This is a genomic window from Flavobacterium frigoris PS1, from assembly GCF_000252125.1.
Classification (GTDB): Bacteria; Bacteroidota; Bacteroidia; order Flavobacteriales; family Flavobacteriaceae; genus Flavobacterium; species Flavobacterium frigoris_A.
The window spans coordinates 135,430-147,345 of record NZ_AHKF01000004.1; the positions used below are offsets into that span (position 1 = coordinate 135,430).

8 protein-coding genes are annotated in these 11,916 nt (G+C 34.9%); all 8 read right to left on the reverse strand.

Annotated features, from left to right (window positions below):
* Window positions 1–42 precede the first annotated feature (42 nt).
* Window positions 43–1,971, reverse strand: coding sequence for a glucosamine-6-phosphate deaminase (nagB, locus tag HJ01_RS00745; RefSeq protein WP_007136331.1), 1,929 nt, complete (start codon window positions 1,969–1,971; stop codon window positions 43–45).
* Between the two features lie 250 nt (window positions 1,972–2,221).
* Entirely contained in the window at window positions 2,222–3,334 is a 1,113-nt protein-coding gene (nagA, locus tag HJ01_RS00750) for an N-acetylglucosamine-6-phosphate deacetylase (protein ID WP_007136332.1), read from the reverse strand.
* A gap of 20 nt (window positions 3,335–3,354) precedes the next feature.
* Window positions 3,355–4,569, reverse strand: coding sequence for an AGE family epimerase/isomerase (locus HJ01_RS00755; RefSeq protein ID WP_007136333.1), 1,215 nt, complete (start codon window positions 4,567–4,569; stop codon window positions 3,355–3,357).
* Between the two features lie 88 nt (window positions 4,570–4,657).
* A complete protein-coding gene (locus HJ01_RS00760; protein ID WP_007136334.1) occupies window positions 4,658–6,754 on the reverse strand; it encodes a GDSL-type esterase/lipase family protein in 2,097 nt (698 codons plus the stop codon).
* A 144-nt stretch (window positions 6,755–6,898) separates the two neighbouring features.
* Window positions 6,899–8,143 carry an MFS transporter gene (locus HJ01_RS00765; RefSeq protein ID WP_007136335.1) on the reverse strand — a complete coding sequence of 415 codons (1,245 nt, stop codon included), beginning with the start codon at window positions 8,141–8,143 and terminating at the stop codon, window positions 6,899–6,901.
* Window positions 8,144–8,229: 86 nt separating this feature from the next.
* Window positions 8,230–9,402 (reverse strand): kelch repeat-containing protein, encoded by a 1,173-nt coding sequence (locus HJ01_RS00770; RefSeq protein ID WP_007136336.1) that lies wholly within the window; start codon window positions 9,400–9,402, stop codon window positions 8,230–8,232.
* Window positions 9,403–9,431: 29 nt separating this feature from the next.
* A complete protein-coding gene (locus HJ01_RS00775; protein WP_007136337.1) occupies window positions 9,432–10,352 on the reverse strand; it encodes a dihydrodipicolinate synthase family protein in 921 nt (306 codons plus the stop codon).
* A gap of 106 nt (window positions 10,353–10,458) precedes the next feature.
* Window positions 10,459–11,910, reverse strand: a complete 1,452-nt coding sequence (locus HJ01_RS00780) for a RagB/SusD family nutrient uptake outer membrane protein (protein ID WP_007136338.1) — start codon at window positions 11,908–11,910, stop codon at window positions 10,459–10,461.
* Between the last annotated feature and the right edge of the window lie 6 nt (window positions 11,911–11,916).

Sequence of the window (11,916 nt, forward strand, 5' to 3'; positions counted from 1 at the left end):
ATTGTCATTAATAATTATAAACTATCCCAATTAAAACAACATCTAATACTTCCATCTAACAAATGCCTCCATAGCGGCATAATGAGACAAACCTAACTGGTCGTAGAGATCCGCTGTTTCTTTGTTTCTATCCTCAGCACGTTGCCAAAACTCTCTACTATCGGCTCCTTGAAAAACTACTCCATCCTTTTGTGATTGGTGTTTAAAAATACCTTTTCGTTTTTCTAAAACTTGATCTGGTCCCATAGGAACAGCCATTTCTATTTCATCAATTCCCCATTCTTGCCATGCACCTCTGTACAACCACACCCAGCAATCATTCATGAGTTTTTTAGGCTTTAAGCGTTTTACCCCTTCAAAAATAGCATCTAAACATACTTTGTGTGTTCCGTGTGGATCGGCTAGATCACCGGCAGCATAAATTTGGTGTGGTTTTATTTTTTCAATGAGATCCATTGTGATTTGAATATCTTCTTCACCAATAGGTTTTTTTTCAATAGTACCCGTTTCATAGAATGGAAGATTCATAAAATGAATTTGTTCATCTGGAATCCCAACATAATGGCAAGTAGATCTTGCTTCACCTTTTCTAATTAATCCCTTAATATACCTTACTTCTGGACTATCTATTTCGCTGTTTTTCTTGTTTTTAAGAAAAGTCGCTGCATTTTTATAAATACTATCTGCCTCTTTATTTTCTATCCCAAACTTATCATTGTAATCACACACAAAACTTGCAAAACGTAAAGCCTCATCATCCGCGACTGCAATATTACCCGAAGTTTGATACCCAATATGTACTTCGTGCCCTTGTTCATGCAAACGTTTAAAAGTACCTCCCATGCTTATTATATCATCATCAGGGTGTGGACTAAAGATCAGTACTCTTTTTTTGGCAGGTTCAGCTCTCTCAGGCCGATTAGTATCATCTGCATTAGGCTTCCCTCCGGGCCATCCTGTAATGGTGTGTTGTAATTTGTTGAAAATGGTAATGTTAATATCATAAGCTGGACCTGAATCTGCTAGTAAATCGCTCATACCATTTTCTATATAATCAGCATCAGTCAACATCAAAATAGGCTTCTTTAGATTCAATGCTAATCCTAAAACTGCTTTTCTAGTAAGGCTATCTGTCCAAGTAATTTTTTCAACTAACCATGGTGTGTTGATTCGTGTCAATTTAGAAGCTGCGCCTTGATCTAAAACGAAAGTGGCATTATTATGTTCTTGTAAAAAAGAAGCAGGAACTAAATTAGTTACTGTTCCTTCTACTGAAGCTTTGATGATATTGGATTTCCCTTCTCCCCAAGCCATCAATATCACTCTTTTCACTTCCATAATTTTTTTAACCCCTAAAGTAATTGCTGTTCTAGGAGTATTGCTTAAACCAGAAAAATCACCACTTGCAGCAACTCTTGTGATATGATCTAAAGCAACTAACCGTGTTTTCGAATTTTGTAATGATCCTGATTCATTAAATCCTATATGACCATTTCCTCCAATACCCAATATTTGTAAATCGATACCCCCCAAAGCTTCTATCTTTGCTTCATATTGACTACAATAATCTGAAATCCGTTCTTTAGTTAAAGTCCCATCTGGTACATGACAATTCTCTGGAAGAATATCAATATAATTAAACAGTTGTTCATTCATAAATCGAACATAACTATTTATAGAATCTGCTTGCATTGGATAATACTCATCCAAATTAAAGGTGATTACATTATTAAAACTTACACCCTCTTCTTTATGTAATCGCACTAATTCTGCATACAACCCTTTTGGAGACGAACCTGTCGCTAACCCTAAGATACAAGGTTGTTTTTGGGCTTGTTTTTTTTTTATTAAATCAGCTATTTCTCTCGCTACTGATTTGGAAGCTATAGCTGAATTTTCATAAACTGTAGTTCCTATATTCTCAAATCGTTTTTCAAAGCCTGTGGCTTTATCTATATGACTATTTAACATGGCTTTATTTTTTTATTTTTTTTACTTCTATTTAATTTATTTTCTTAAACTTATTTTATACTTATGTCGACAAATAGCAAACAATAACATAACTGAAAAAAAAACAGTAATTACTTCTTAATGTTAAAAGTGCAGCACCAAAAAAAGAAAAAGTAGTCTAGCAAAAACAAAGTTTTAATTCTGAAATATTGCTTAACCAAAAAAGACAATAGTTTAAATTATTTTATCTATGCATTTAGTATTTAATTCTTTAATAATGTAAAGTTTCGATAATTGACAGACTACCATTAAATTTGACAAAACTTGCTGGAAATCCGGGTTTTATTTTACCCAATTGATTTTCCATATTAATAGCAGCTGCAACGCGGCAAGTTGCCATTTTAATTGCTTCGTCTGCCGAAACATTCAAATGATTAAATGCATTTTGAACCGCTTCTTTCATTGAAATACTAGCGCCGGCTAGATTACCTTCTTCATTTCTGTAAAAGCCATTATCGAGATGAGCATCAAAATTTTCCCATTTAAAACTAGAAACTTTGCGTCCTAAGAAAGCAGCATCACTAATTAAAAAGAATTTATCCTGTTTTAGTTTATACGCTAATCGTGCAGCGGCATAATCGCAATGCGCACCATCTAAAATAACAGGAGCATATACGTTTTCGTTTTCGAATGTTGCTCCAACCAAACCAGGTTCCCGATGCCCAAATTGAGTCATAGCATTAAACAAATGGGTAACTAGTTTAATCCCTTTAGAAAAGTAATATTGTGCTTGTTTGTATGTCATGGTCGAATGTCCCGCCGAAATAACAATGTCACTTTCTAATAACATATCCAATTGCTCGTCAGTAAAGCATTCTGGGGCAATAGTGATTACTTTTATCACCTCTTTGCCATAGCGGATAATTTCTTCTAATTCGGCATTGGTAGGTTTACGAACTCGATTAATACTATGTGCACCACGTTTCACTGGATTTAAAAATGGACCCTCTAGGTGCATTCCCAACACTCCGTTATTGTGTTTTTCTTTATAATTTCGAATGGCTTCAATTCCTTGAAGAATGGTTTCTTTGGAAGACGATATCAGGCATGGAAGTACTTGAGTGGTACCATACTTCAAACTCGAATCATAAATATCCTGAATAGTTTCTTCAGTTGGAAATTGACTGAAATAAAGTTGTTGTCCACCATTAATTTGAATATCTATAAAACCAGCAGAAATGTGTTCCCCTTTCAAATCAATTAGCGGAATAGTATTGGGAACTTCTTTTTGAACAGAAATAATGATTCCGTTTTCTATAATAATGACGTCATTATTTATTTCTTCGCCAGTATGTACAATTCCGTTAACAATAGCTTGTTTCATTTTTTATAATTTCAAGGTATTTAATCTAGTTGACTATTGACAGTGTTTTTGTTATCTTTTAAATACTCATTAAGCAATTGCAAACAATACCATTCTTGTCTTGGTAAATGAAATGGTCCTTTGAACATATTTCCTTTAGCTGTTTGAGCAATGGTTCCGTCTTTATGCAAATATCCAAACCATTCTCCGTTAGCTACATCATGGAATTTGCTATACGCATAATCATGTACCATTTCGTGCCAAGTTGCATATTTTTCATTACCAGTTAGGGTATAGGCTAAGAGTGTCGCTATGATTACCTCATTATGAGGCCACCAGAATTTCATATCCTGCCAGTATTCCTGAACGGGTTTGTCATAGACATCACGGAAGTATAAAATTCCTCCATGCTCCTTATCCCATCCGCGTTCCCACATATAATCGAGCATTTTGCACCCCAATTCAATTAAATGAGGGTCATTATTACGATATTTTGCTTCGTGTAAAATGAACCATGCTCCCTCAATTGCATGACCTGGATTCAAGGTACGACCATCAATATGATCGATTATTGATCCATCTGGAGCTACTTGTTCCATCACACATTTAATGTCATCTTTTACAAAATCGGTTTCAATTTCGGTTATCCATGTATCAATCCATTCATTACAACGCGGATCTCCAATATTTTCGCGTAACTGTTGTGCTGTGTTGATCATAATCATAGGAGTCCCAATTCCTTTGGCAGGGCGTTCAGCAGTATATTTTGAATCTAATAAACCTGCAGTGCTTGAATATTTAATACATTCTCCAAATAAATGACGGGCTTGGTCTGCAATTACTTCATCTCCACTAGCTTTTGCGTAAGCAGACATTGCAATAACCGCAAATGTTTCCGAAAAGTAATAACGACGCTTACGAATAGGTTTTCCATTACGAGTAACATGAAAAAACATTCTGCCATCGGTATCAAAACAGTGTTTGTTTAAGAAATCAATACCCGTTTTAGAATTTTCTAACCATTCTTGCTTTTGTTCAACTGTATTATAAAGTGTAGCCAATAACCAAGCACTACGTCCTTGTATCCAAACGGCTTTGTCATCATCAAGCAAGCTTCCATCTTGATCACGCATTAATAAATAACCTCCAAACTCTGTATCAATTGAGCGTGGAAACCAAAATGGCACGGTATCATTTAATAATTGATTCTGATAAAAATCTTTTAAGCTGATAAGATCTGTTTTTGAGTAGCTCATTTTTTTAATATATTTTATGTAACTAGTATTTTGTAGTAGATGTTATTTTTTATGTCGTTTAGTCAGTAAATAATGGATTTGACTATTTTTAGTTTTCAGTTGAAGGATTCAGTTCCAGTTTAAAAGTAGAACAGGGTAGACCTACTTCATTTACTAAATTGGCTTTAGTGAACGGTTTCCAGGCATATAAAATGGTTCTTATTTTCTCCCCTTTCGGAATAGAAATTAGGACTTTATTTTTTATTATAGTTGCTTTGCTTTGAATGTGAATTCCCTTGTCATTTACCAATTCAAAACCAATTAGTTCTTTTTTGTCCGAAGTAGTTAATTGTTTTGCAAATGCAAATGAGATTTGAATGTTTTCTTCTTTTTGTATCGCTTTCAAAGCGGAAGGACCATCCGCAATTACAGCTTTTTCGTAGGTGTAGCGCAAGGCCAAAAGCGCTAAACGATCGGCTACCTCTTTTTTCTTAATTGGATGCACGTTTATAGGATCTCCATAATCCATGCTACTTGCCATACCACTGTTTGGAATCTTGTTTTGCAATCTATTTTGGAGATCTCTGAAAGCCGGCCAGGTTGGTCGCTCAATACTTGATAATTGCACATAATAGAAAGGTAGGTTAGCCCCCCAAGCTTTTCGCCAGCTTTGTACTAACGTTGGCATGAGATGTTCATACAATTCAACATTATGTGTATTGCTTTCTCCTTGATACCAAATTACCCCTTTTATTGGGAATTGTGTAAAAGCCTTCACTCCGGATTCAAAATTATAACTAGGATCATAAGGATGACGTTGTTTAGCATTTGTAGCATTTTTTAAATTTAAATCGGCACGTTCTCTTACCCAAGGCATAATAAAATCTGATTTTCGCCAGTTGGTTAATACATCAACTACTTTGTCATCATGTTCCAATGTGTATCTGTCAATCCAAGACTCTATCGGAGAACCTCCAACGGCAACCTGAATTAAACCCACGGGTACATTTTCTTCAAGGGCAATGTTTTTACCAAAATAATAGGCAATGGCAGAGAAATCTTTGGCATTTATTGAATCACAAACTTCCCAGCTTCCCGAAAAGAATTGTAGCTGATTGGTTTTAACCAAAGTGAGAGAATCCCAAGCCGTTTCATCAGTATCACGTATCGCTTTGGCATTGAATAACCGGATAGTAGTATTAGCAATAGCTTTTTTTACTTCTTCCGATCCATTTTCTGAGTTTTGAAGTTGAAAAGCCATATTTGACTGTCCTGAACAAAACCAAACATCTCCAACCAGAATGTTTTTTAATACAATCTTTGTTCCCTTAGATTGGATCGTTATTTCGTATGGACCACCTTCTGTCATCGCGGGAAAAATAGCTTTCCATTTTCCGTAAGCATTGGCTATAATTGTCTTTTTTTGTTGTTTAAAAGTTACTTCTATTGCATTTCCACCGTTAGCCGTTCCGTAAACCTGAATGGGTTGATTGCGTTGCAAAACCATATTGTCTGTGAAAACTGCAGCTAGTTTTAATCCTCCATAATTTTGAGTGATATTTTCATATACCGTTTTAGCAAGAATTGTTGCTCCTTCTTTTGTTGGATGTAAAGCATCTGGAAAAAGATCAGGACGAGAATATAACTTTTCATGCAAATCAATTAAACCCACTTGATTTGCTTTTGCAATGTTGGGTATATGAGATTGAATTTGCCAAAACCAATCTCTAGTTCCCGATTTAAAACGGGGATGCTCATTAAATATGGGAGTTAATTGACAGATATAAATTTTTACCGCAGGATTTTGTTTTTTTAATGTGTCTATAATCCAAGAATAATCTGCATCAAAGTCTTCTTTATAGTTTGGCCAATTTCTAGGATCTGTATCATTTAAACCTAAATGGATAATAGCAATATCAGGTCTGTATGCAATAGCATCCGTAAATTCCTTTGTATTAAAATAAGGGGTGCTTCCTTTTTTCAAAAGTGTTGCTCCACTATGCCCAAAATTCTTCACCTCATATTGTTCACCCATCAAAATTTGAAGTTGTGCTGGATAAGATTCATTTGCAGCATCAGATAAGAGATATCCTGCTGTTACCGAATCTCCAATACAAGCCACTTTAAGTATTCCTTTTTGGGCAAATGACTCAAAATGAAGTAGTATTGAAATCAAAAAGACTACTAGAAATAGATTCTTTTTCATTGTATTTATGTTTTTATTTTTTCAGAAATCATTGCAAATAGGGATAAATTATCCCTAAGGCGGAACACAAGGCTCCGCCTTAAAAGATAAAAACCAAAACCAACTTAAACAGTTATTGAACTTAGTAAATGATGCTAATCGATTTTAAACGTCAACAAAATCATTTACTTTTGGACGTAGAAAACTAATTTGGACTACTAAAGCAATTAAAACTACACCCGCCATTAAAGCAAAACCGAAACCTAAATTTCCGTTATCCGATGATTTGCCTAAAAGGGAAGTTACTAAAGCGCCACAACCAACTCCAGTCATATTAAGCAGGCCATAGGCCGTTGCCCGGTGTTTTGAAGAAACAAACTGACATATTATAGGCATGTTGTTGGCATCAAACATTCCGTAACCTATACCGAAACAAAGTGCTGCACCTACCACATTGAATAATGAATGTCCAAAACCGATTAATAATAAAGCAGGAATCGTTAAACTCAGACCAATAGCACTGGTGTAAACCCTTCCTTTTATATTTTTTTGCACCCATTTATCAGATAGAATTCCTCCAAAAATCACTCCCAATAAGGAGGAGAAAGAAATCGCAATTGTAGCTATGGGTCCAGCTTCTTCCATTGGTATACCTAAGTTTTCTGAAAACAGGGTAGGTAACCAGTTTTTTGTTGCCCATCCCGGTAAACTAATGATGGCAAAATAAAATAATATAACCCAAAAGGAGATGTTAGTGAATAACAAAGCAATGCCTTTGAAAAACGAACTTTTATTTTTTATTGGTGTTACATCAGAATGAATAATTTTAGTTAGGGTTGTTTTTTTCTCTTTTAAAAAGAAAACCAAAACAAAAGCATAAAAAATACCAACTATTCCAAAATAATGAAAAGTAGTATGCCAAGAAAAGGCAGCGGCAATAGTAGCGCCAAATCCTCCTAATGCTGAACCCACATAAAGTCCTGTCATGTGAATACCAATTGCAAGGGACCTAGTTTTTTGTTGATGGTAATCAGCAATTAGTGATAATCCAGCTGGAATATATAAGGCTTCACTTACTCCCATTAGGGCTCTTAACCAATATACCTGAGTGAAAGTGGTTGCATATCCCATAGCAAATGTTACTGCTGACCACACAAATAAACTCCCAACAATCAGCCATTTTCTATTTAATTTATCTGCTATAATTCCAGAAATGGGGCTCATTAGCGCATAAATCCAAAGAAAGATAGCCATCAAACGTCCAAAGTTCTCGCCAGATACTAATTCAGGAATATCAGTTTGCATTGAAGGACGCATCGTTGCCAGCATTTGCCTGTCCATATAGTTTAGTAAGGCTACAATCCATAATAAGCCTACTACTACCCAAGGATAATACTTTTTGTTTTTCATATTTTGATATGCTTTAAAATTTTATTTGTAATGTTACCTTCATTTTTCAACCTGGAAAATGGGGTAAAATCATATTTTGAGTTTAATTATTTGACTGTTCCTAACATGACATCAGGAGTACGAATCCCGGGTTTAATTTCTCCATTTGATAACACAATTTCATCATTCCACATAGTTGCCGTTGTAGTCACATGAGCAAGAAAAGGCAGTTCTCCAATTTTTGACCAAGTATTGTTATCGGTATTGTACAGTAATATTCCTTTATAAAAACCATCATGATTTGTATTCAATACATTTTTATCTGCAACTAATTTGGCTTTTTCTTCAGGGGAATTGGTTTGTGCAATTTGGGATAAATAAGTTTCAATTTTATGAAAAACGGTACCGTTATCACCACCAACGATTAAGATGGAATGGTTCCCCACTACCACACCAGCACCCGCTGAAAAGTTGGTTGTGTTTTCTCCATCGGAAATGTTAGCACGACTTTCCCAAATATGTTTTTTTATATTAAAAGCAAAAGTAGTATTGTGTAAATCACTTATTCCAGAAGGTGCTTTGGTTCTTCCTCCAATTACGTAAATATGGATTGCGTCCTTGTCTTTCTGAACCACTGCAACTGAATTTGCCAAAGCAATGGGTAATTTTGGTAATGTTTTCCACTCTGGATTAGTATTGTTTAAATCAAGACTTAAAAACAAATCAGATGATTTAGTTGCTTCATCACCACCAATGGCATAAACTACGTTGTCAATATGGGTTAAAGCTATATTTGCAATAGATACTGGGAAATTGGGAAGGGAAGTGGCTTCAACCTCGTTTTTAGTAGCATTCCATTTTAGAATAAAAGCTTTATTCGAAAGTCCATTTTCATTTTCTCCTCCTACATATACCACTCCTAAATCAGTAGAAGTAGAACCACAATAGGCGATTGGTTCGGGTAAAGTGCTGCTTATTTTTTTATTCCAGCTATAAGTATCATTACATTTTTGTAATACATGAATTTCTTTTGAATACTGTTTTTTCCCACCTTCCCAAGGCATTTTATCTTGAAAATTAGCTCCTCCAGTAACTATTAAAACGTCGTTACTAATACCATTAATAGCACCTGCAAAACCTAGTGAGGTTGAACCATCAGCATTCTGTAGTTGCGCTGCTTTTTTCCATTCTACATGGTTTATAGCTTTATTTTGGGAAAGGGCATGAGTTGTTGACATAATCAAGAAGGAAAGAATTAGAATATAAAAATGTTTATTCATGGTATTTATTTTAAACAAATCGAGTAAAATTATTTCGATTTGAAATCTTCAAAATTTAGACTTGCTACATCTTTTTTGAATAATTCAAATTGGTCTGCACTCATGTTTTTAACTGGTAATCTAAATTCTCCTAAATCTAACCCTACTACTTTCATATAGGCTTTTCCTACAGAGATCCCACCGTATTTACCCAATAAGCGGATCATATTGATTGATTTTTGTTGTAAAGCACGCGCTGTAAGTAAGTCATTTGTATTAAAAGCAGCAATCAGATCATTATACAAAGGAGCAGCATAATTGAAGGTACTTCCTACAGCGCCTTTAGCTCCTAACACTAATGCTGATAACATATTTTCGTCACGCCCCCAAAGCATATCGAATTTTCCGTCTTCATAACTCATACAACTTTGAAAATCCATAAAATCTTCGTGTGTATATTTCACTCCTGCAAAATTAGATAGCTTTCCGTCTAGGGCTTGTACTAAATCAAACATGGGTAAGTTCACTCCTGTCAATACTGGAATGTGGTAGTAATAGAAAGGCATGTTAGGAACACTTTTCCCAACTTCGATACAAACTTGAGCTAACACATCAACATTTGCTGGTTTAAAATAAAAAGGGCCGGTCAAAGAAACGGCATACAATCCAATTTCATAGGCGTGTTTAGCTAACTCAATACAATCAGCAAGGCAAGTACCCGCCAAAAAAGCCATTACTTTGAAGTCAGCATCATGATTACTACAATCAGCCCAAGCTTGAGCAACTGCTTTCTTTTCTGCTACTGTTGTAGAGACTCCTTCTCCTGTTGAACCATTGATAAAAGCTCCAGTTATACCATTTCTTTTTAAAAATGCATAATATCCTGGAATTTGACTAACATCTAATTTTCCATTGCTATCAAAAGGTGTAAACGGTGCAGAGATTAGGCCTTGTAAATGTTGAATTTTCATGAGGTATTTTTTTTAATTGTCTTTTATTTATTTTGTTTAAATAGACCGGGAATGTAAATATTCCCGGCTCACTATTTAAACTATACTCTTTAAATCCTTTTTTTTACTATGGATTTTGCGTGATTTTAGGATTGAAGTTAATCGTGTTTTGAGATATTGGAAACAATATCTTTTTACCGGCCATTGAAAGAACAAGATTTGTTTTGTTGAAGCGTACTAAATCCCACCATGCTTTTCCTTCAAATGCTAATTCTTTCAAACGTTCATTCAAAATAATAGCGTCATTAGCCACTTGAGATCCGTTTGTAAATAAAGAAGAAGCATCGGCTCTTTGCATTACCAAATTCATTTCTGAAGAAGGATCCTGACCTAAAGCATTTTTAATTTCTGCTTTCATTAACAAGATATCGGCCCAGCGGTAAATAATGATATCGCTTACAAATCTTCTGGTTGTACCATCAACAGTTCCACTGTATTTCATTAAACCTGTTACTACTGGAGTTGTTCCATTGTATAAAGTTAAATAAGTAGCTGTTTTTCTAGTATCAGTTCCTGAAAAGTTGAAATGTGTAATATCAGGTTGTACTCTTGAAATACCTGCATTTCCTGTACCAACTCCTAAGGTTCCAAAAGTTGCAGTCGCTTGTGCCGCTGTTAATGGTGCAAAGTCACTTGGTCCAACAAACATGAAAGAATTCCAATTATCAGAAAGTGCTGACGGTACATCTGCTAAAGAATATCTAACCGCAAATAATACTTCGGCATTTCCTTTATTAGTGTAACTAAATACATCTTTGAAATTAGGTAATAAAGAAGGTGCAGTAGGAATAGCGTTAATGGCAGCCAAAGCTATATTTAAATCCGTATTTCCTCCTCCTAATTGTTTTGCTGTCCATAAATTTACATCCGCTTTTAAGGCATAAGTAGATGATAGTGATAATTGCGTTTTATTATTTGTCGCATCAGGATAATTAGAAATAGCCGATTCAATATCAGACTTTATAAATGCAAAAGTCTCTTCAATTGTATTACGCGGAACAATATATTCTGATTGATTTGTATTCTCAGTTGGTGCAGTTACAATTGGTACACCACCCCAAGAACGAGCCATGATGAAATAAGCCATAGCACGCATAGAATACGCTTGCGCTAGATATCTCTTTTGTTCCTTAACAGTTGTTGGACTAAATTGAATTGTAGGAACATATTTCAAAACCAAATTCGCCTGATGAATTACAGTATACAAACCAGCCCAATCCACATCAATATTTTGTGCAGTAAGGTTGTTATTATAATAGTTAGCTAAGGTTAGCGGAGATTGAACTCCATTTGTAAGTTCAGCACTTCTTGCACCACCCAATAAATAATAATTTTGTTGGGTTTGGGTTCTAAAATTGAAGTACATACCGTTTACACCTGCTTTTGCATCGTCTTCTGTTTTCCAAAAACTGGCAGAAGTTATTACGCTTTCAGATGTAAGGTTTAAGTCATCTTGACACGAGTTCAATAATGAAAAACCAGTAAAAAGTATAGAATATAATAGAATTTTATTTTTCATGATATT